At 73.5% G+C, this 19,830-nt stretch carries 18 protein-coding genes and 1 pseudogene; 13 read left to right on the plus strand and 6 right to left on the minus strand.

Annotated elements, in window-relative coordinates:
• Nucleotides 1-114 precede the first annotated feature (114 nt).
• Together ACIPW5_RS16025 and ACIPW5_RS16030 are read right to left on the minus strand one after the other, a co-directional pair.
• Complete coding sequence (locus ACIPW5_RS16025) at nt 115-1,539, minus strand: PP2C family protein-serine/threonine phosphatase (RefSeq protein WP_401245036.1); 1,425 nt, start codon at nt 1,537-1,539, stop codon at nt 115-117.
• A 283-nt stretch (nt 1,540-1,822) separates the two neighbouring features.
• Nucleotides 1,823-2,071, minus strand: coding sequence for an SCO4226 family nickel-binding protein (locus ACIPW5_RS16030; protein WP_401245038.1), 249 nt, complete (start codon nt 2,069-2,071; stop codon nt 1,823-1,825).
• A gap of 299 nt (nt 2,072-2,370) precedes the next feature.
• On the opposite strand from ACIPW5_RS16030, the gene ACIPW5_RS16035 reads away from it, so the two are divergent.
• Nucleotides 2,371-4,602 (plus strand): molybdopterin cofactor-binding domain-containing protein, encoded by a 2,232-nt coding sequence (locus ACIPW5_RS16035; protein WP_401245040.1) that lies wholly within the window; start codon nt 2,371-2,373, stop codon nt 4,600-4,602.
• An 18-nt stretch (nt 4,603-4,620) separates the two neighbouring features.
• Entirely contained in the window at nt 4,621-5,076 is a 456-nt protein-coding gene (locus ACIPW5_RS16040) for a (2Fe-2S)-binding protein (RefSeq protein WP_401245042.1), read from the plus strand.
• A 45-nt stretch (nt 5,077-5,121) separates the two neighbouring features.
• Here the strand turns inward: ACIPW5_RS16040 and ACIPW5_RS16045 are convergent, their stop codons facing one another.
• On the minus strand, nt 5,122-5,481 hold the full coding sequence (locus tag ACIPW5_RS16045) for an SHOCT domain-containing protein (RefSeq protein ID WP_401245350.1): 360 nt from the start codon (nt 5,479-5,481) through the stop codon (nt 5,122-5,124).
• A gap of 236 nt (nt 5,482-5,717) precedes the next feature.
• Between ACIPW5_RS16045 and ACIPW5_RS16050 the strand changes: the two genes are divergently transcribed.
• The gene (locus tag ACIPW5_RS16050) at nt 5,718-7,652 is read left to right on the plus strand and encodes an APC family permease (RefSeq protein ID WP_401245044.1); all 1,935 of its coding nucleotides are present in this window, start codon (nt 5,718-5,720) and stop codon (nt 7,650-7,652) included.
• Here ACIPW5_RS16050 and ACIPW5_RS16055 read toward each other — a convergent pair.
• Complete coding sequence (locus ACIPW5_RS16055) at nt 7,576-8,823, minus strand: helix-turn-helix domain-containing protein (protein WP_401245045.1); 1,248 nt, start codon at nt 8,821-8,823, stop codon at nt 7,576-7,578. The genes ACIPW5_RS16050 and ACIPW5_RS16055 overlap by 77 nt on opposite strands.
• Before the next feature lie 137 nt (nt 8,824-8,960).
• Between ACIPW5_RS16055 and ACIPW5_RS16060 the strand changes: the two genes are divergently transcribed.
• From ACIPW5_RS16060 to ACIPW5_RS16090, 7 genes and pseudogenes are all read left to right on the plus strand, one after another.
• Nucleotides 8,961-9,524 carry a TetR/AcrR family transcriptional regulator gene (locus ACIPW5_RS16060; RefSeq protein WP_401245047.1) on the plus strand — a complete coding sequence of 188 codons (564 nt, stop codon included), beginning with the start codon at nt 8,961-8,963 and terminating at the stop codon, nt 9,522-9,524.
• A gap of 227 nt (nt 9,525-9,751) precedes the next feature.
• Nucleotides 9,752-10,147: a hypothetical protein gene (locus tag ACIPW5_RS16065; protein WP_362467359.1), complete on the plus strand. Its 396-nt coding sequence runs from the start codon at nt 9,752-9,754 to the stop codon at nt 10,145-10,147.
• Nucleotides 10,144-10,938, plus strand: coding sequence for a transcriptional regulator (locus ACIPW5_RS16070; protein ID WP_401245049.1), 795 nt, complete (start codon nt 10,144-10,146; stop codon nt 10,936-10,938). The genes ACIPW5_RS16065 and ACIPW5_RS16070 overlap by 4 nt, the downstream gene beginning before the upstream one ends.
• A 98-nt stretch (nt 10,939-11,036) precedes the next feature.
• Nucleotides 11,037-11,498, plus strand: coding sequence for a roadblock/LC7 domain-containing protein (locus ACIPW5_RS16075; protein ID WP_401245352.1), 462 nt, complete (start codon nt 11,037-11,039; stop codon nt 11,496-11,498).
• Between the two features lie 88 nt (nt 11,499-11,586).
• Entirely contained in the window at nt 11,587-11,958 is a 372-nt protein-coding gene (locus ACIPW5_RS16080) for a hypothetical protein (protein ID WP_401245050.1), read from the plus strand.
• A gap of 185 nt (nt 11,959-12,143) precedes the next feature.
• Complete coding sequence (locus ACIPW5_RS16085) at nt 12,144-15,707, plus strand: CDP-glycerol glycerophosphotransferase family protein (RefSeq protein WP_401245052.1); 3,564 nt, start codon at nt 12,144-12,146, stop codon at nt 15,705-15,707.
• Nucleotides 15,708-15,777: 70 nt separating this feature from the next.
• Nucleotides 15,778-16,155: pseudogene (locus ACIPW5_RS16090) on the plus strand (VOC family protein); the annotation flags it as partial.
• A gap of 10 nt (nt 16,156-16,165) precedes the next feature.
• Here the strand turns inward: ACIPW5_RS16090 and ACIPW5_RS16095 are convergent.
• Nucleotides 16,166-16,888, minus strand: coding sequence for an SIR2 family NAD-dependent protein deacylase (locus tag ACIPW5_RS16095; protein ID WP_401245054.1), 723 nt, complete (start codon nt 16,886-16,888; stop codon nt 16,166-16,168).
• A gap of 142 nt (nt 16,889-17,030) precedes the next feature.
• Here ACIPW5_RS16095 and ACIPW5_RS16100 point away from each other — a divergent pair, with 142 nt between their 5' ends.
• Genes ACIPW5_RS16100 through ACIPW5_RS16110 form a run of 3 tightly spaced genes read left to right on the plus strand, consistent with a single transcriptional unit; the run spans nt 17,031 to nt 19,278 of the window.
• A complete protein-coding gene (locus ACIPW5_RS16100) occupies nt 17,031-17,492 on the plus strand; it encodes a hypothetical protein (protein WP_401245056.1) in 462 nt (153 codons plus the stop codon).
• 16 nt (nt 17,493-17,508) lie between these two features.
• The gene (locus ACIPW5_RS16105; protein ID WP_401245058.1) at nt 17,509-18,384 is read left to right on the plus strand and encodes an ATP-grasp domain-containing protein; all 876 of its coding nucleotides are present in this window, start codon (nt 17,509-17,511) and stop codon (nt 18,382-18,384) included.
• 42 nt (nt 18,385-18,426) lie between these two features.
• Nucleotides 18,427-19,278 carry a GNAT family N-acetyltransferase gene (locus ACIPW5_RS16110; protein WP_401245060.1) on the plus strand — a complete coding sequence of 284 codons (852 nt, stop codon included), beginning with the start codon at nt 18,427-18,429 and terminating at the stop codon, nt 19,276-19,278.
• A gap of 60 nt (nt 19,279-19,338) precedes the next feature.
• Here the strand turns inward: ACIPW5_RS16110 and ACIPW5_RS16115 are convergent, their stop codons facing one another.
• Nucleotides 19,339-19,782, minus strand: coding sequence for a subtilase-type protease inhibitor (locus tag ACIPW5_RS16115; RefSeq protein WP_401245062.1), 444 nt, complete (start codon nt 19,780-19,782; stop codon nt 19,339-19,341).
• Nucleotides 19,783-19,830: the final 48 nt, after the last annotated feature.

The following is a 19,830-nucleotide window of genomic DNA, read 5'->3' on the forward strand; positions in this document are numbered from 1 at the left end:
CGTGGACCGGGGCCGGGCAGGCGGGAAGCCGGGAAGGACAGCGAAGAGGGGGCCGCGCCTCACCGGCGCGGCCCCCCTGGAACGGGCGGAGGAGCGAGCGGACTCCCGTGGGCGTCAGCCGCCGATCCGGGCGACCAGGACGCAGGCGTCGTCCTCCCGCTCGCTCTCGCCGAACTCCTCCGTGACCATCCGTACGCAGTCCCGTGCCGACCGCGCCTCCGAGAACCTCGGGGCGAGCGCCAGCAGCCGCTCGGTGCCGTCCGCCCGGCTGAACTCGATGCTCCGCGGGGTCAGTCCGTCGGTGTGCAGCACGAGGACGTCACCCGGTTCGAGCCGCTCCTCGGCCTGCCCGTACACGGCCCCCGAGGTGGCCCCGAGCAGCACGCCCTCCGGGGGTTGCAGGGCCCGGCCCTGTCCGCGCCGGAAGAGCAGCGGCGCGGGGTGCCCGGCCTGGGCCCAGGAGAGCACCCGGCGGGCGGGGTCGTAACGGCAGCAGACGGCCGAGCCGAGGGCGGGCTGCACGGAGGTCTCCAGCAGCTGGTTGAGCCAGCCCATCAGCGGGCCCGGCTCGATCCCGGCCATGGCCATGCCCCGCAGGGCGCCGAGCATCATCGCCATCCCGGAGGTGGCGCTCACCCCGTGTCCGGTCAGGTCGCCGACCGTCAGCAGGGAGCGTCCGTCGGGGAGTTCGAGGGCGTCGTACCAGTCGCCGCCGATCAGCGCGCTGGTCGCGGAGGGCAGGTAGTGCGCGGCCACGTCCATCGTGCCCGCGTTCTCGTGCGGGAACCGCAGGGAGCCGCGCCACGGGGGGAGCACGGCTTCCTGCAGCTCGACCGCCAGCCGGTGTTCGGTCTGCGCGATCTCCCGCTGACGCTGGAGCGAGTCCCGTGACTCGCGCACCGCCCGCTGGCTCCGTCGCAGTTCACTCACGTCCCGCAGCACGGCCCACATGGAGGCCGTGCAGCCGTCGGAGTCGAGCACCGGCTCGCCCCTCATGTGCAGCGTCCGGACCCGCCCGTCGGCGCGGACGATGCGGAACTCGCCGTCTATCGGCTTCCCGTCGACCAGGCAGTCCGTGACCATCGCGGTCATCAGGGGCTGGTCCTCGGAGAACAGGGTGGAGCCCAGCTCGTCGAGCGGCAACGGGCCCGCCTCGGCCGGCCGCCCGAAGATCTGGAAGAGTTCCTCGGACCAGGTGACCTCGTCCGTCAGCAGGTCCCACTCGGCGCTGCCGACGCGGGTCTGCCGGTCCTCCTGGGCGGCCTCCGGGGCCGCCGGCGGGAGTTCGGCCGGCTCGGGAGCGGGCGGCAGCCCCTCCTTGAGCTGGCCCAGGTGCTGGCCGAGGTCGTCGAGGTGGTGCACGGCGAGGTCGCACAGCGCGCGCTGCCAGCGGCCCTGGGCGTCGTCGTCGTCCACGACGGTGTCGCGGCGCACCGCGTCCACCTCGCCGCGCAGCCGACGGGTCTGCGAGATCAGTGCGTCCACCGATCCCGGCTCGGGCGGCTGCGCGGGACGGTCCGCGTACAGGTGGGACGGCATGAAGACTCCGATGCAGGCGCGGCGATACAGGCGCGGCTCGGCCGGATCCCGGAGGACGACCGGTGACGACTGTGGACCGACTACGACTGTGGCACAGCCGCAGAGTGCCTGTAAGGCGTTTGGCAACATCCGTAACGGTCTTGCTCGCGGCATATGCCGAAGGCCTCCCGATCGCCTCCGGTCCGTACGAACATTTCCGGTCAGCCGTGGTCGTCGTTTCCTCGCCGTTCCTGCCCGCTCCGGGCCCGGTTCACGCCGTGTCCGGCCGGAGTCCACCACCCCGTCAGACCATCAGCGGCACCGGGTGGACCTCGTCGGCGGGGTGTCCCGCGCGCTCGTGGATCCGGCGGACGGCGTCCGCCGAGGGGGCCTCGGACAGGCAGTAGACCTCGCCGGAGGCGGGGTCCGCCCAGGCGCGCTCGAACTGCACCTTCTCGTCCGCCTGGATCGCCAGGTCCGCCCGGTGGGCGGCCATCAGCTCGTCCGCCGTGATGCCCTTCATCCCGTGGTGGACGTCCATGTACTTGGCCACCGCGAACACCTCCTCACGTGTCGCGACGTGTACGGGTCTGCTTCCATCGTGCGCCCGAGGCCGGAAAAGGGCCCTCCGGAGGGCGGCGGTCGATCACGCGGTCGACGCGTGCGAGCCGCCCGGGCCGCGGTTCCCCTCCGCCACCGCGGTCGGCCGCCCGTCAGGGGCACCACTCGAACGAAGGACCCCGTTCCGCCCCGCGCTTCCCACCCCTCCCGGTGATCGCTACCCTACGTGTCGGTAATGAGCCGGGGGAGGTCCGCGTCCGTGGACCCCGGGAACGTGGGGGGCACGACGGGATGACCGAACAGAGCAGCGCGCCGAGAGCGCGGAGCCGCCGTTCCTTCCTGACCCACCTGGTCGCGGCGCCCACGCTGGCCCTGGTCACCCGGGCCGGCGCCGACCTGCTCGCCCCCCAGGCGGCGCACGCGGTGATACCGACCCTGCCCGCCATCGCGGACATCGTGGACCTGGGCGACCTGTTCATCCTGGCCGGCGCCCCCACCTCCGCCCTGCTGGCGCTCGCCGTGGAGACGGACGGCACCGTCCGCTTCCGGCTGCCGCGCGAGGAGGTCGGCCAGGGCCTCACCACGGCCGTGGCCATGCTGGTCGCGGAGGAGCTGGACGCACCGCTGGACACGGTCCGGGTGGAACTGGACGACGCCCGCCCCGAGCTGCTGTTCAACCAGCTCACCGGCTCCTCCAACTCGATCCGCTCGCTCTACGGGCCGGTCCGCCAGTGCGCCGCCACCGCGCGGGCCCGCCTGGTCGCCGCGGCCGCCGCCCGCTGGAGCCTCTCCGCCGCCACGCTGACCACCGCGAACGGCGCGGTACGGGCCCCCGACGGCCGCACCGCGAGCTACGGCAGCCTCTCAGCGGCCGCCGCCTCGCCCGGCCTGCTCGTCCTCGGGGCCTCCCCGAAGCCGGCTGCCCGGCACAGCCTCGTCGGCACCCCGACCCGCCGGATCGACGCCCGGGCCATGGTCACCGGCGCCCAGAAGTACACCCTCGACCTCGACGTACCGGGTGCCAAGCCCTGCGTGGTGCGCCGCCCGCCCTCCGTCGGCGGCACCGTCCGCGCCGTCACCAACCTCGCGGCGGTCCGGGCCATGCCGGGCGTCCTGGACGTGGTGACCGTCAGGACCGGCGTCGCCGTCGTCGCCGAGACCTTCGGGCAGGCCCTCACCGCCAAGGCCGCCCTCACGGTCGAATGGGGCCCGGGCCCGGCCGACCAGCTCTCGGACGCGCAGATCCGGGCGAAGCTGCGCGCCGCCACCCCGCCGCTGCTGGTGCCGCCGCTGCTCACCCCGTACGTGGACGCCGAGTTCGACTTCGCCTTCGTCAGCCACGCCCCGATGGAGACCAACTCGGCCGTCGCCGACGTACGGGACGACCGGGCCGAGATCTGGTCCGGGCTCAAGTCCCCCATCGTCGCGCGGGAGACCATCGCCGCCGAGCTCGGACTGCCGCTCGACAAGGTGAAGGTGCACGTGGTCCAGGCCGGCGGCTCCTTCGGCCGGCGGCTGTTCTTCGACGCGGCCCTGGAGGCCGCCCGCGTCTCCAAGGCCTGCCGCCGCCCGGTGAAGCTCATGTGGACCCGGGTGGACGACACCCGGCACGGCCGGATGCGGCCCGCCACCCACCACCGGATCCGGGCCACCCACCTGCTCGGCGAGGTCCTCAGCTTCGAGCACCGGGTGGCCGCCGCCGAGACCGACTTCCGGCACGGACTCGGCGAGATCATCACCGCCACCGCCGCGAGCCTGCCCTCCGGGATCGGCAACGCCACCCTCGCCCAGACCCTGTTCCTCACCACGGTGAAGTCCCCGTACCACTTCGGGCTGACCACCCAGGCGCTGAGCGAGGTGCCGACCGGCATCCCGACCGGGTCCTGGCGCTCGGTGTACTCGGCCAACACCCGGGGCGCCGAGGAGATCGTGGTGGACGAACTCGCCGCGGCCACCGGAAAGGACCCGTACCGCTTCCGGCGCACCTTCCTCAAGACCGACGCGCAGCGCGCGGTGCTGGACAAGGCGGCCGCCGAGGGGGAGTGGGGCCGCGCCCTGCCGGCCGGCTGCGCGCAGGGCATCGCGTTCCACGAGGAGTACAAGTCCCGCACGGCCTGCCTGGTGGAGATCGACGCCCGCGACCCGGAGCGGGTCCGCGTCACCAAGGCGGTCATCGCCGTCGACGTGGGCCTGCCCGTCAACCCGCGCGGGCTGGAGGCCCAGATGATCGGCGGCCTCACCGACGCCATCTCCACCACCCTGCGGGCCGGGTTGCACCTGGACAAGGGGCTTCCGCTGGAGGGCAGTTACAGCCAGTTCCACTGGGCCACGCAGCGCGACACCCCGCAGGACGTACGGGTCTTCGTGCTGCCGGCCACCGGCACCGAGCCGGGCGGCGCGGGCGAGCTCGGGGTGCCCGCCGCCGTGGGCGCCATCGCCAACGCCTGGGCCCGCGCCACCGGTTCCAAACCCCGCAGCTTCCCCCTCGACTTCGACGTCGACTTCACCCCCTACCCGCGCTGACCGCTGGAGTTCGCCGCCGTGCCCCTGCACACCTTCACCGTCAACGGCCGGAGCGTCACCGTCGACGCCCCCGACGACCTGCCCCTGCTGTGGGTGCTCCGCGACATGCTGGGCGTCACCGGCCCCAAGTACGGCTGCGGGGTCGACGTCTGCAAGGCCTGCACCAGCCACCTCGACGGCGCCGACGTCCGCCCGTGCGTGGTGCCCGTGTCCGCCTGCGCGGGCAAGCGGGTCACCACCATCGAGGGGCTGGCCGACGGCGACCGGCTGCACCCCGTCCAGGAGGCCTGGCTCGAACAGGACGTCGCCCAGTGCGGCTTCTGCCAGCCGGGCCAGATCATGGCCGCCGTGGCGCTGCTGAAGCGGACGAGCGAGCCCACCGACGAGGACATCGACGCCATCGCCAACATCTGCCGCTGCGGCACCTACTTCCGCATCCGCGAAGCCATCCGCTCCGCGGCCGCCAGGATGTGACGGCCGCGGAGCGGAGGGTGCGCGGGGCGGGGCGGGGCCGCCGGGTCAGGCGAGCAGCTTCGCCTTCGCCTTCTGGAACTCCTCCTCGCTCAGCTCGCCCTTGGCCTTGAGCTCGGAGAGCTTGAGCAGTTCGTCGGCACCCGCCTTGGCGGGAGGGGCCGAGCCGGCGGTCTCCCGGATGTAGGCGTTGAACGCCTCCTGCTGTTCCTGCGCGTGCTTGATCTCCCGCTTGCCCATGTTCTTGCCGCGGGCGATGACGTACACGAGCACGCCCAGGAACGGGATCAGGATGAGGAAGAGCAGCCACACGGCCTTGAGCCAGCCGCTCATCTCGTGGTCCCGGAACAGGTCCACCACGATCCTGAAGAGCAGGATCAGCCACATGACCCAGAGGAAGACCCACATCACGGTCCAGAACGCGCCCAGGACCGGGTAGTCGTAGGCCAGGTCGACAGCTGCGTACACGGCCGTCTCCTTCCGTCGGGGCGGTCGCCGGGTTGGGGAAGATCGTGCGACAGCCGACCCGATCACCATGGCAGTGCCCCCGCAAGATCGCCACTGGGCCGTACGGCGCAACGCGCCGCCCCGGGACACAGCCCGGTAGCACCTGATATCCGGTCGAAATGGATGATTATGCCGGAATGAGGCGAATCAATGCGAAACGCGTGCTGGTCGGTGAACCGCTCGACACCGCGCGCCTGGGCGAGACCCTGCTGCCCAAACGGCTCGCGCTGCCGATCTTCTGCAGCGACCCGCTCTCCTCCGTGGCCTACGCCACCGAGGAGATCCTGCTGATCCTCGCCCTCGGCGGAGTCGCCCTGCTCCACCTCACCTGGTACGCGGCCGCCGCCATCGTCTTCCTGCTCGTCGTCGTCATCGCCTCCTACCGGCAGACCTGCCACGCCTACCCCGGCGGCGGGGGCGCCTACGTGGTCAGCTCCGAGAACCTGGGGCAGACCGCCGCCCTCACGGCCGCCAGCGCCCTGCTCGTCGACTACGTGATGACCGTCGCCGTCTCCGTCGTCTCCGGGGTGGCCGCCATCACTTCGGCGATCCCCTCCCTCAGCGACCACGAAGTCGCCCTGTCCGTGGGCTTCGTGGTGCTGCTCACCCTGATGAACCTGCGCGGCGTGCGCGAGTCCGGGCGGGTATTCGCCGTCCCCACCTACGGGTTCGTCCTCGTCATCTACCTGATGTTCGCCGTCGCCGCCGTCCGGCTCGCCACCGGCGACACCATCCGGGCCGAGTCCGCCGACCTCCCGATCACCGCCACCGGCACCTACACCGGCATCGCCGTGGTCTTCCTCGCCCTGCGCGCCTTCGCCTCCGGCTGCACCGCCCTCACCGGAGTCGAAGCCATCAGCAACGGCGTCCCCGCCTTCCGGAAGCCCAAGGCCAAGAACGCCGCCACCACCCTGGCCGCCATGGGCGCGCTCTCCGTGACCATGTTCGCCGGCATCACCGTCCTGGCCATGACCTACCGGGTGCACGCCGCCGCCGACCCCACCGAACTGGGCCTGCCCCCCGGCACCCCGATGTCCACCGCCCTCGCCCAGATCGGCCGGGCCACCTTCGGGAGCTGGCACTTCCTCTTCTACCTGCTCCAGGCCGTCACCGCCGGAGTCCTGATCCTCGCCGCGAACACCGCCTTCAACGGCTTCCCGATGCTGGCCTCGATCCTCGCCAAGGACCGGTACGCGCCCCGCCAGCTCTTCAACCGCGGCGACCGGCTCGTCTACTCCAACGGCGTCGTCCTGCTCGCCCTCGCCGCCATCGCACTGATCGTCGCCTTCGACGCCCAGCTCACCCGCCTCATCCAGCTCTACATCATCGGCGTCTTCGTCTCCTTCACCCTCTCCCAGTCCGGCATGGTCCGGCACTGGAGGCGCGCACTCGCCTCCGCCGCGACCCCCCGCTCCGAACGCGTCCACATCCACCGCCGGCTCGCCATCAACGCCGTCGGCGCGGTGATGACCGCCCTGGTCCTCGTCATCGTCCTCATCACCAAGTTCACGCACGGGGCCTGGCTGGTCGTCATCGCGATGCCCGCCCTCTTCCTCGGCATGAAGGGGGTGCGCCGCCACTACGACCAGGTCGCCCGCCAGGTGGACGTGCCCCCCGGGGTCAGACCCCGCATGCCCTCCCGCCACCACGTCGTCGTCCTCGTCGCCAACGTGCACGCCCCGACCCTCAAGGCCCTCGGCTACGCCCAGGGGCTCCGGCCCGACACCCTCACCGCACTGTCCGTCGCCGCCGACGAGGAGGACGCCCGGCGGCTGCGGGAGGCCTGGGCCGAACACGACCCGGGCGTCCCGCTCAAGGTCCTGCACTCCCCCTACCGGGAGGTCGTCGGACCCGTCCTGGAGTACATCGAGGAGGCCGCGGCCGCCGAGGGCACCGACGCCCTCTCGGTGGTCATCCCGGAGTACGTCGTCGGGCACTGGTGGGAACAGCCCCTGCACAACCAGAACGCGCTCCGGCTGAAGGCGCGGCTGCTGTTCACCCCGGGGATCGCGGTGATCGACGTGCCGTACCTGCTGGAGTCGGCCCGCCGCGACGAGCCGCAGGAGCGGTAGCACCGGCGGGGGAGGGGGCCTGGGCCGCCGCCGCGTGCGCGAGGGCCAGTTCCACCACGTGCGCAGGGTCGGAGAGCGCGCGGCCGGTGAGCCGCTCCAGACGGCGCAGCCGGTTCGAGACGGTGTTGCGGTGGCAGTACAGCCGCTGCGCGGCGTGCGTGGTCGAGCCCTGGCAGTCCAGCCAGGTGCCCAGCGTGGTCAGCAGCAGCCGGGCGTCCTCGGCGGGCAGTTCCAGCACCGGCCCCAGCACCACCCGCCGCAGCCGGCCGGCGAGTTCGGGATCGGCCGCCACCAGCGCCGCCGGGAGCCGCTCGTCCAGCAGGGCGGTACCGGGCGCGGCGGACGGGGGTGCGGTGCGCAGGGCGAGGACCGCCAGCCGCCGGGCCCCGGCCAGCTCGGCCGGGGCCCCGACCACCGGGCTGACCCCGGCGCGCACCGCGAGCGGGGCCAGCAGCGCGCGCAGGGCCTCCAGCGGCTGGTGGCCCAGGTCGGCGAGGCCGGTCTCCCCGTCGGCCCGGACCCGCCAGAGCAGCCGGGGGGCGCCGGGCCCCGCACCCGGCCCGCCCTCCGGCCGGGGCGGGCCGCCGGGGCCGGCCGGCCCGAGCGCGACCACCGCGAAGCGCCCCCGCTCCGGCAGCCCCAGCTGCGCCGCCGCCTCCGCCGCCGGGGCCGAGCCGTCGAACAGCGCGTCCAGCAGGGCGGCCCGGCGCTCGCGTTCGCGCCCGCCCCGCTCGGCCTCGGCCAGCCGGTACGCCTCCGAGGCGGCCTCCGCCATCTGGTCCAGTACGTCCCACAGCGCGCCCGCCCCCGGCAGCAGCCGGGGCAGTGCCGCCCGGTCGTGCGCGGCCACCGCCTCGGTCAGGCTCTGCCACAGCAGCCGTCCGCCGTACCGGTAGGTCCGCCGCAGCGAGTCCAGCGGCAGCCCCTGTCCGGCGCGCAGGGCACCGGTGGCCCGGGCGCCGGCCAGCTCGACGGGCAGCCCCCGGGAGCTGCGTACCAGGCCCTCGACGGCCTGGTCGAGGGTGTGGTGGATCCGCTCGCGCAGCTCGGCCCGGCCGGTCAGGGCGGCGTAGGCGGGATCCTCGGTCAGCGTCCGGTCGGTGAGCCGGTCCGCCGCGACGGCGATCCGGCGGCTCAGGTCCTCGCGTATCTCCTCGATGATCCGGTCCATGACGGGCAGGGTGACACGGGAGACGGCGCCGTGGGGAGGCTTCGGAGTCCTGTGGTCCGGTCCGCCGGCGCGCGCAGAGTACGGTGGGTGCAGTGCTCACGGGCACACGCCCACGCCGCCGCGACCCCGGGGACCCTATGCGCCAGAACCCGCAGCGCCGAGCCGCGCTGCTCGACGCCGCCATCGAGGTCCTCGCCCGCGAGGGCTCCCGCGGCCTGACGCTGCGCGCCGTGGACGCCGAGGCCGGGGTGCCCACCGGAACCGCGTCCAACTACTTCGCCAACCGGGGCCAGTTGCTGGTCCAGATACTGCACCGCACCCGCGAACGCCTCACCCCCGAGCCCGCGGAACTGGCCGGCCCCCTCGACACCGAGGTGCTGCTCGGCCGCCTCCTCGGCCGGATCCGCCGCGAGCGCAGCGTCCACGTCGCCGTGCTGGAGCTGCGCCTGGAGGCCACCCGCAGGCCCGAGCTCCAGGCGGAGCTGTCCGCCTTCCTCGCCGCCGAGCTGGAGGAGAACATCGCCTGGCACCTGGACGCGGGCCTGCCCGGGGACCGGGTCGGCGTGGCCCTGGTCTACCTCGCGATGCAGGGCCTGATCGTGGACGACCTCACCGTCCCCGCCCTGCTCGAAGCCCACCCGGTGGACGGCCTCCTCGGGGTGATGGTGGAACGCCTGCTCCCGCAGCGGCCCGCCGGCTGACCGCGGGCGGCGCCGGTAGGACGGGCGTTCGCCGGGGGCGGGGAGGGCGCCGGATTTACATGCTTGATCAAAAACGAACGGGTTCCGGCCAAGCTGTCGCGCGGGACCGCGCATGTTCCAGCGGAAAATGCCAGAACCCCCGTCCACAGTGTGGAACTTGAGTAAGTTCCCTCCTGTCACGCCGTACGACCGTGCGACCAGCACGTCCGGCCGGGAGGGGAGCCCGCGTGCCTGGGATCGACGAATGCCTGCTCGAAGCCATGGCGCTGCCCGGTGCGCGGGGCGCCGCGCTCGTCGACTGGAGCAGCGGACTGGCCCTGGGCACCGCCGGGGACTCTCCCGTCGGAGACCATGAGACCACGGCTGCCGAGACCGCGGAACTGGCCCGGGCGGCGGCCGAGTACGAGTCCTTCGCGCCCGGCCCGGACGACGCCGGCGCCCCGGGGCCGCCCGTGGAGGACCTCATCGTCACCACGCGCACCGGCTACCACGTGCTCCGCTTCGTCGAGACGAGCTTCGACAGCAGCGTCTTCCTGCACCTGTGGCTCGACCGCACCGACGGCAACCTCGCCCTCGCCCGGCACCGACTCCGCGCACTCGCCGAAGGACTGGTCCTGAGATGACCGCCCCCGCTCCCACCGCCGCCACCGCCGTCTCCCCCCTGCTCACCCGGCTCGCCGCCGAACGCGCCACCGGCGCCCTGCTGCGCGACCGGGGCACCCTGTTCCTGGAGGACGGCCGCGTCGTGCACGCCGAGAGTCCCTCCACCCCGGGCCTCGACGTCCTGCTCACCGCCGGCGGGGGCCTCGCCCCCGAGCGCTGGACCGAGGCGGTCAACGAGGCGGGCGCCCGTCGCCAGGTCGGCCGCTTCCTCGTGGACAACGGCCGGCTGGCCGGCGGGGAACTGGAGATCTGCCACCTCGCGGCGATCTTCGACGCGGCCTTCTTCGCGCTCTCCCCCGGCAGCGGCCCCTCGCGGTTCCGCCGCGGCGCCACCCACTGGATCGGCTCCGGCCGGTCCGTCCCGGCGGCCGCGGTGGAACGGGAGACCTGCCGGCGCCGCGAACTGCTGGACTCGGTGTGGCCCTACCCGCTGCTCGACATCTGCCCGGTGGTGCCGAGGGCGGCCGCGCCGGGCCAGACCGTCACCGCCCGGCAGCGGATCCTGCTGGAACAGGCGGACGGCGTACGGACCCCCGCCGACCTCGCGTGGGTGCTGGGCCGGCCCGCCTTCCACACCCTGCTGGAGGTGCGGAGACTCGCCGCCGCCGGTCTCGTCGAGACCCCGCAGCCGGCCGCGCCGGCCGCCGCGCCGCCGCCCCCCGAACCCCTGCCCGACTGGATGACCCAGGCCCAACCCCCGGACGTGGCCCTGCTCCGCCGGTTACGCGACGCACTGGAGGCAAGTCTGTGAGGCTCCCGCTGCGACCGGTTCTGCGAGCCGACCGCTCCGAGCGGAGGCAGCCCGAGGAGAGGCGGCCCGAAGAGAGGAAGGCCGAGATGCGCCCCCCGATGGTCCCCGCCGAGGCGGAGGCCGACATCCTCGCGGAGCTCCGGCGCCTGCGGGCCCGCGTACCCCAGCTCACCGGGGTGCTCGCCGCCAGCGCCGACGGCCTGGTGCTCGCGCAGGAGAGCGCCGCCGCCGAGGCCGAGTCCCTCGCGGCCCTGACCGCGGCCGCCCTCGGCGTGGCCCAGCGGCTCAGCGACTGCACCGGGCAGGGCGGCTTCCGCGAGCTGCTCGTACGGGGTGAGCGCGGCTACGTCGCCACCTACGCCGCGGGCGACTCCGCCGTCCTCACCCTGATCGCCGAGCCGCGGGTCAACGTGGGCCGCCTCCACCTGGAGGCCCGGCGGTCCACCCTGTACATCACCGAGCTCATAGAGCAGAGCCTCGGCCGCCGCGGCCCCGAGGCTCCGCCCGGCGGCGCCGCACCCCCGGGCCGCGAGCCGGACCGCCTGCCGGACCGGCCCTGACCTTCTCTGACAGCACACGAGCGATACGCAAGAGCAAATCACCCGGCCCGTATCGGTTACGGGCCACTGCGGAAAGAGGAAGAACCAGATGATCAACGTGGAGACCGCGCTCAAGGAAGCCGCCGGCATCGAGGGGACCCTCGGTGCGGCCCTCGTCGACTACGGCAGCGGGATGCCCCTCGGCACGGTCGGGGGCAACAAGGACCTGGACCTCTCGGTGGCCGCCGCGGGCAACACGGACGTGGTCCGGGCGAAGGTCCGGACGATGGAGATGCTCGGGCTGAAGGACGAGATCGAGGACATCCTGATCACGCTGGGGGGTCAGTACCACCTGATCAGGCTGCTGAAGGGGCGCGCCGGCGAGGGCTTCTTCCTCTACCTCGCGCTCGACCGCAGCCGCGCCAACCTCGCGATGGCGCGGCTCCAGCTGAAGAAGATCGAAGCCGAGCTGGACATCTGACGGTGGTCCCGGGGCCGTGACGGCGCGGTGGCGGGCGGCGGAATTCTTTGCCGTCCGCCCCGGCGGACCTTGGGCATATGTCCGAATTGGGCGGACTTTATCATCCTGTTACAGAGTAAGATGCTGTAATCAGCTGATCTTCGAGCCCGTCGACAAAGCCATAAACGCTGGAGAACCCGTCACCCATGCCCCCGCGCCTGAGCATCGTCGTACCCGTCTACAACGTCGAGCTCTATCTCGACGAGTGCCTGGAATCCATAGCAGCTCAGACGTTCACCGACTTCGAGGTCGTGATCGTCGACGACGGGTCAACCGACACCAGTGCGGTGATCGCCAAGGCCTTCGCTGAGCGTGACAACCGCTTCCGGGTGGTCCTCCAGGAGAACGCCGGCCTCGGAGCCGCACGGAACGTGGGCTTCCGGCACGCGACGCCGGGCAGCGAGTACATCGCCTTCGTCGACAGCGACGACACCATGCCGACGTACGCCTACCAGCGGATGATCGACTCCCTCGACGAGACCGGCTCGGACTTCGCCGCCGGCAACGTCACCCGTTTCCGCTCCGTCGGCATGCAGCAGTCCTGGGGCCACCGGGTCGCGTTCGCGAACGACCGGCCGAAGACCCACATCTCGAAGTTCCCGGCGCTGGTCACCGACCGCACCGCGTGGAACAAGGTCTACCGCCGCAGCTTCTGGGAGGAGCACGGCTTCCAGTACCCGGAGGGCATCCTCTACGAGGACGCCCCCGTCAGCATCCCCGCGCACTACTTCGCCGAGAGCGTCGACGTCATCAGCGACGTCGTCTACCACTGGCGGGTTCGCGAGACCGGCGAGCGCTCCATCACCCAGCGCTCCACCGACCCGGTCTCCGTCATCGACCGCGTCACCTCGGTCCGCCTGGTCCGCGAGGCCCTGCTCGCCAAGACCGGCGAGAAGTACGCCCGCTACCTGCGCGACTACGACCACAACGTGCTCAGCGAGGAACTCCCCCTCATCTACAAGTACGTCGGCGAGGGCGGCCCCGACTTCCGCGCCGCCTTCGTCAAGGAGGTCGGCGGCCTCGTCCGGGAGATCGGCACCGAGCCGTGGTCCGAACTGACGGTCGCCGACCGGCTCAAGGCCTACCTGGCCCGCGAGGGCCGCGTGGACGAGTTCATCGCCCTCACGCGCCACCAGAGCAAGTTCAGCTACAGCGTCCCGGTCAAGGGACTGGCCCGCCCGCAGGCCGACTACCCCTTCCTCAAGGCACCCGTGCCCCCCAAGCTGCTGACCCTCGGCACGCGCGAGCGCCGCGTCGTCAGCCGCCTGGAGCAGGCGGTCTGGAGCGACGGCAAGCTCCTGCTGCGCGGCTACGCCCTGCCCGGGCACATGGGCGCCGAGAGCCGCCTCGGCTCGCGCAAGATGCTGGTCTTCCGCGAGCAGGGCAAGCGCCGCCGCAACGTCGTCAGCACGCGCACCGTCGCCTCCCCGATGGCCACGGTGAACACCCCGCACCTCGCCCTGCGGCACGCCGACTGGGCCGGGTTCACCGCCGTGGTCGACCCCACCGTCTTCCAGTCGGGCGGCAAGTGGCACGACGGCACATGGACCACCTCCATCGCCGTCACCGGAGCCGGGGGGCTGCACCGCGCCCGCCTCAAGGGCGGCGAGCACGACAGCGGCATGGCCCCGCCGGCCCACTGGGCCACCCCCGACGTGCGCATCCTGCCGACCGTCGCCGGCTCCCTGACCGTCCGCGTCGAGGTCGTCCGGGCCCGGGTCCTGGACGTCCGCCGCGGCGACGGCACCCTGGAACTCGTCGGCGAGCTCGCCGCCGAGGTCGGCTCCGGCGCCACCCTGCACGCCCAGCACACCCTCACCGGCACCGCCGTCAGCGTCCCGCTGACCACCGGCGGCGCCGCGGCCGGCGGCCGGACCGCCTTCACCGCGGTCGTCCCGCTCGCCGAGCTGGGCGCCGTGCCGGCCGCCGAGACGAAGCCCGGCGGCTGGACCCCGGAGCCGTGGGAGCTCTCGGTGGTCCGCGCCGACGGCACCCGCCACCCCCTGGCCCACGACGAGCGCAGCGGCTTCCACGGCCTCGTCGCCCCGCTGCCCGGCACCGGCGGCGAGCGCGCCGTCTTCGCCAAGCGCGGGGCCACCGGACACCTCGTCCTCTCGGTCCAGCCCTCCCCGCCGCTCGTCGACTCCGTCACCGCGAGCGACGGCACCCTGACCCTGGGCGGCGTCTTCCACGCCCCGGAGGCCCACGCCGACGCGGCGTACGAGCTGGTCTTCCACGACCAGCACGGCACCGAGTTCTGCTACCCCGTCACCCGGGACGGCGAGCGCTTCGAGACCTCCTTCGAGCCCGTGCTGCCCGAGGCGTACGCCGGCCGCACCACCATCCCGGCGGGCCGCTGGTGGCCCACCCTGCGCCCGGTCTCCGAGGGCGGCACCACCGCGGGCCTCCTGGGCATCGACCGCGGCGCGCCCGTCCAGCTGATCGCGCCCGCCCTGAACTCCGGCCCGCACGCGGTCACGGTCCTGGGCCGCCGGATGCGCGTCGAGGCACGCCTGCGCGACCGCATGGTCCTGGTCAGCGACCCGCTGATCAGCCCGCACGACCGCTCCCGCCACGCCCAGCGCATCGCCCGCGACGAGACCTACCCGGCCCAGCGCCGGCTGCCGGTCAAGGACATGGTCGTCTACGACACCTTCCAGGGCCACAGCACCGGCGACTCCCCCCGCGCCATCCACGAGGAGCTCGTGCGCCGGGGCGAGAAGCTGGACCACGTCTGGCTGGTCCGCGACGGCCGTGCCGAGGTCCCGCCGACCGCGCGCGCCGTCCAGTACGACAGCCTGGAGGCCTGGGAGGTCCTGGCCCGCGCCCGGTACTACGTCGTCAACGACAGCGTGCCGTCGCACTTCCTGCGCCGCCCGGGCCAGACGGTCGTCCAGACCTGGCACGGGACGCCGGTCAAGCAGATCGGCTACGACTACACGCACGACTACTACACCAGCCCCGAAGTGCTCGAGGGCCTGGAGCACGACAGCGCCCAGTGGACGCTGCTCGCCTCCCCGGGCTCCTACGCCACGCCCGTCCTCAAGCGCGCCCTCGGCTACCAGGGCGAGGTCATCGAGGTCGGCAGCCCGCGCACGGACGCCCTCGTCCGCCCGGACGCCGAGCGGATCGCGGAGGTCCGGCGGCGGCTCGGCCTGCCGGAGGGCAAGAAGGTCGTCCTCTACCTGCCCACCTGGCGCGAGAACCGCGAAGGGTTCTCCGGCGGCTACAAGCTGGACCTGCGGATCGACCTGGACGAGGCCCGCCGCGAGCTGGGCGAGGACCACGTCCTGCTGGTCCGCGGCCACTACCGGGTGACCGAGCAGCTCCGCGACGGGGTGCGCGACGGCTTCGTCGTCGACGTCTCGCGCTGGCACGACACCACCGATCTGCTGCTCGTCGCCGACGTCCTGATCTCGGACTACTCCTCCGCGCTCTTCGACTTCGCGCTGACCGACCGGCCGATCCTGCTGTTCACGTACGACCTGGAGCACTACCGCGACACCCTGCGCGGCTTCACCTTCGACCTGGAGGAGAAGGCCCCCGGCCCGCTGCTGGCGGACTCGGCGAGCCTGATCGCGGCCGTGCGCGACGCGGACGCCCTGGGCGCCGAGTACGCCGGTGCCCGTGCCGCGTTCCGTGCGGAGTTCTGCGACCTCGCCGACGGCCGGGCCGCCGAGCAGGTCGTCGACCGCATGCTCGGGATGTAGCCCCCACGGGTGAACGTACGGACCGGCCCCGCGCCCCGATGAGTTTCGGGCGCGGGGCCGGTCCGTAGCCGGCCGCTGTACCGAGGCGGGACCGGGCCCGGCCGGGTCGGTGCTGGTCGTGGAGTTCGAGATCAACGGGCAGCGGTTCGTCGGGCTCAACGGCGGCCCCGCGTTCCACTTCAGCGAGGCCGTCTCCTTCCAGATCCACTGCGCCGACGAACCGGAAGCGGACTACAACTACGCCGCGCTGACCGCGGACGGCGGCCAGGAGTCCGCCTGTGGCTGGGTCAAGGACCGGTTCGGCCTCTCCTGGCAGGTCATCCCGCCCGGTGCCATCGACCTGATCGGCGACGAGGACCCGGGCCGCGCCGCCCGTGCCACGGCCGCCATGCTGCGCATGAAGAAGCTGGACGTGGCCGAGATGCGGCGGGCGGCCGACGCGGGTTAGGGGGTGTCCGCTAGGAGAACCGGGCCAGGAGGGCCGGGAGGGCGGTGCCGATCGGCTCGCGGACCAGCTCGTCCGCCAGTGCGTCGTACGGGGTCTCCTCCGCGTTCACGATGATCAGCCGCGCGCCCGCCTCGGCCGCCATCCCGGCGAGCGAGGCGGCCGGCTGGACCTGGAGGGTCGACCCGACGGCGATGAAGACCTGGCACCCCTTGGCGACGGCCACCGCCTGCGCGAGCACCTCGGTGTCCAGGTGCTGCCCGAACATCACCGTCGCCGTCTTCAGGATCCCGCCGCACGCCAGGCAGGCGGGATCCGGGTCCCCGGCGGCCACCCGGGCCAGCGCCTCAGCCGTCTCCGAACGGGCGCCGCAGCCGGTGCACACCACCTCGCGCGCCGTCCCGTGCAGCTCGAACACCTTCCGCGCGGGCATCCCGGCGAGCTGGTGGAGCCCGTCCACGTTCTGGGTGATCACCCGCACCGGGGTGCCGGAGCGCTCCAGCCCGGCCACCGCCAGGTGCGCCGCGTTCGGCCGGGGGTCGAGGGACCAGAGCTCGGCGCGCATCAGCCAGGACCGGCGGCGGATCTCCGGGTCGGCCATGTAGTACGCGTACGTCACGAGCTTCTCGGCGTCCGGATCGCTGCGCCACAGCCCCTGCGGACCCCGGTAGTCCGGGATCCCGGAATCGGTCGACATCCCGGCCCCACTGAACACTGCGACGAGCGGCTTCCCCATGCGCCGACCCTACGCGCGGCCGCCCCGGCCCGGCGAACGGATTACCGGGAGGGGCGTTCCTGCGGTGAATCTCCGCGCCCACCGGAGTGAGCCCGCGCCGCGCCCCTGAATGCCGACGGGAACGGGCGGCTACAAACCGGACATGACGCTCATCCCGTACCGCCCGGGCCCCCTGCTGCTCGCCCTGTCCGCCGCGCTGTTCCCGCTGGTCGCGTCGTCGGTCCCGGCAGCCGCCCTCGCCGACCCGGAGCCACGCCGGTCCCTCCACCAGCACGGCCACCGCCACCACACCGCCGAGGAGATCACCACCTTCCTCACCGCCTTCTACGGGGACCACGGCCCCTCCGCGCGGGACCGCAGCCAGCGGATCTCGACGCAGCTGAAGGAGAAGCAGGCCCACAGCCCGGACGCCGACGTCGTGCTCTGCGCCCAGGGCGCCCCCCGGGACATCGCCATCGGCCCGGCCACGGTGGCGCAGGCGGCCGGCGTCGGCTGGGCCACCGTCACCACCACCTGGGACTCCGGAGCCACCGACACCTTCACCGCGTACGTCCGCCTCGACTCCCGGCCGATCGCCCTCGACGACGTGATCTGCGCGGGCTGATCACTATCGTGGGGGAGTGAACACGACCACCACCGTCCTCTACTGCCACGACCCGCTCCACGAACGCCGGGCCGACTCCCACTTCGCGGCCGAGGCCCGGCAGGTGCGCGCCGCGGGCGGGACCGTCGCGCTCGTCGACCACGACGCCCTGCTGGCCGGGGACGCCGGGCGGGCGGTGGCCCGGGTCCCCGCCGGGGCCGGAGCCGTCTGGTACCGGGGCTGGATGGTCCCCGCCGAGCGGTACGCGGAGCTGGACGCGGCCCTGCGCGGCCGCGGCGCCCGGCTGGCCGTCACCCCCGAGGCCTACCGGCGGGCGCATGAACTCCCCGGCTGGTACGAGACGTTCGCGGACCTCACCCCCGCCAGCCGCTGGCTGCCCGGCGCGCCGGGCGAGATCCCCGGCGCGGAGCGGCTCGCGGCCCTCGCCGCCGCCCTCCCGGCCGGGGCGGGCATCGTCAAGGACTACGTGAAGTCCCGCAAGCACGAGTGGCGGGAGGCCTGCCACCTCCCCGACCTCGCGGACCGCCCCGCCGTGCACCGCGTGGTGAGCCGGTTCGTCGAACTCCAGGACGAGTTCCTGGCGGGCGGGATCGTCCTGCGCGCCTTCGAGCGGTTTACCGGTCCCGAGGTCCGCGTCTGGTGGCGCGACGGGGAACCCCGGCTGATCACCGCCCACCCGGACCACCCCGCCCCCGCCGCCGAGGTCCCCGCCGCCGCCCTCGAACCGGTCCGGTCCGCGGTCGGGGCGCTCGGCTGCCGCTTCGTCACCACCGACCTGGCGCTGCGCGAGGACGGGGTCTGGCGGGTCGTCGAGGTGGGTGACGGCCAGGTCAGCGACCTGCATCCGGCGGCCGACCCGGGCGCCCTGACCGGGCTGCTGACGGCCGGTTAGCGCTCCTGCGCACGCCCCCGGGCTTCTGGTACAACACCGCCCATGACGGGATTCGAGATCACCGGCGCGAGCGCCGCCGACATGGAACTGCTGCGGATCTGGGCGGAGCGGGAGGGCTGGAACCCGGGGGTCGGCGACCGCTTCGCCTTCGCGGTCGCCGACCCGGACGGCTTCCTGGTCGGACGCCGCGACGGGGAGCCGGTGGCCTGCATCTCCGCCGTCCGCTACGGCACGGGCTTCGGCTTCATCGGCTTCTACATCGCCCGGCCCGACGTGCGCGGCCAGGGTTACGGGATCCGGCTGTGGGAGGCCGGGATGGACCGGCTCCGCGGGCGGCTCGTCGGACTCGACGGGGTGGTGGAGCAGCAGGACAACTACCGCAAGTCCGGATTCCGTTCGGCCTGGACCACCATGCGCTACGAGGGCGTGCCCCGGGCCGTCGGGGCCGGTGCGGACGACGGCGTGGAGATCGTGGACGCGGCCTCGCTGCCCTTCGGGCTGCTCGCCGCCTACGACCGCCGCTTCTTCCCGGAGGCGCGGGACGCCTTCCTGGCCGCCTGGACCTCGCTGCCCGGCAGGACCGCGCTCGCGGCCGTCCGCGACGGCCGGATCGAGGGCCTCGGCGTGGTCCGCGCCTGCAGTGGCGCCTCCCGCATCGGCCCGCTCTACGCCGCCGGTCCGGAGACGGCCGCCGCCCTCGTCCGGCGGCTCGCCGGGCACGCCCCCGGCGGGGAGGTGGCGGTGGACGTGCCCGACGTGAACCCGGCGGCGGCAGCGGTGGCCGCCGGTCTGGGGCTGGCCCCGTCGTTCGAGACGGCCCGGATGTACACCGGCCCGGCCCCGGAGGTCGAACTGTCCGGGCTGTACGGGGTCACCAGTCTCGAACTGGGCTGAACGGACCCGGCCGGACGGCGGTCGCACGGCGCCGCCCGGCCGGGCCCCGGGCCGGTGCTGCTAGATGCCGAAGAGCGCACCGGTGGTGCTGCGCAGCCCGCAGGGGTTGCCGAAGGTGTACGTGTAGCTCAGCCGGCGGCCCTGCCACACGCCCTCGGCGGTGACGGTCACCGGGTTCCACTCCCGGGTGCAGGCGGTGTCCGGCCGGGGGGCGGCGAGGGCGTCCAGCGAGGCCCCGGCGGCCCGGAGTTCGGCGCAGGCCTTCGCCGGGGCGGGGTGCGTGCCGCCCGCCTTCGGCGCGCACACCAGCGTGGCCGCGCGCAGCACCGTCCCGTTGACGGAGTCCTCCCCGGCCGTCACGCTGACCACCAGCGCGGACGGCGAGTACAGGCTCTGCGTCCCGGCCGGTGCCGCGTCGGCGGCTCCGGTCCCGGCCAGGGCGGTGAGGGCGGTGAGGGCCATTGCTCCGGAAGCCAGTCCCAGACTCCTGGTGATGGACCGCATTTCGAACACTCCTCGGCTCGTCGTTTCGGATAACGGACGGGAGTCTTG

Origin of the sequence: Streptomyces sp. NPDC090077, assembly GCF_044747545.1 — a bacterium.
Taxonomy (GTDB): Bacteria; Actinomycetota; Actinomycetes; order Streptomycetales; family Streptomycetaceae; genus Streptomyces.

Bases quoted from the DNA above. Each gene is read 5' to 3' on its own strand.
- ACIPW5_RS16025 (WP_401245036.1), bottom strand. From the start codon at position 1,539: ATGCCGTCCCACCTGTACGCGGACCGTCCCGCGCAGCCGCCCGAGCCG.
- ACIPW5_RS16035 (WP_401245040.1), top strand. From the start codon at position 2,371: ATGACCGAACAGAGCAGCGCGCCGAGAGCGCGGAGCCGCCGTTCCTTC.
- ACIPW5_RS16045 (WP_401245350.1), bottom strand. From the start codon at position 5,481: ATGTGGGTCTTCCTCTGGGTCATGTGGCTGATCCTGCTCTTCAGGATC.
- ACIPW5_RS16050 (WP_401245044.1), top strand. From the start codon at position 5,718: ATGAGGCGAATCAATGCGAAACGCGTGCTGGTCGGTGAACCGCTCGAC.
- ACIPW5_RS16055 (WP_401245045.1), bottom strand. From the start codon at position 8,823: ATGGACCGGATCATCGAGGAGATACGCGAGGACCTGAGCCGCCGGATC.
- ACIPW5_RS16060 (WP_401245047.1), top strand. From the start codon at position 8,961: ATGCGCCAGAACCCGCAGCGCCGAGCCGCGCTGCTCGACGCCGCCATC.
- ACIPW5_RS16070 (WP_401245049.1), top strand. From the start codon at position 10,144: ATGACCGCCCCCGCTCCCACCGCCGCCACCGCCGTCTCCCCCCTGCTC.
- ACIPW5_RS16075 (WP_401245352.1), top strand. From the start codon at position 11,037: ATGGTCCCCGCCGAGGCGGAGGCCGACATCCTCGCGGAGCTCCGGCGC.
- ACIPW5_RS16080 (WP_401245050.1), top strand. From the start codon at position 11,587: ATGATCAACGTGGAGACCGCGCTCAAGGAAGCCGCCGGCATCGAGGGG.
- ACIPW5_RS16085 (WP_401245052.1), top strand. From the start codon at position 12,144: ATGCCCCCGCGCCTGAGCATCGTCGTACCCGTCTACAACGTCGAGCTC.
- ACIPW5_RS16095 (WP_401245054.1), bottom strand. From the start codon at position 16,888: ATGGGGAAGCCGCTCGTCGCAGTGTTCAGTGGGGCCGGGATGTCGACC.
- ACIPW5_RS16100 (WP_401245056.1), top strand. From the start codon at position 17,031: ATGACGCTCATCCCGTACCGCCCGGGCCCCCTGCTGCTCGCCCTGTCC.
- ACIPW5_RS16110 (WP_401245060.1), top strand. From the start codon at position 18,427: ATGACGGGATTCGAGATCACCGGCGCGAGCGCCGCCGACATGGAACTG.
- ACIPW5_RS16115 (WP_401245062.1), bottom strand. From the start codon at position 19,782: ATGCGGTCCATCACCAGGAGTCTGGGACTGGCTTCCGGAGCAATGGCC.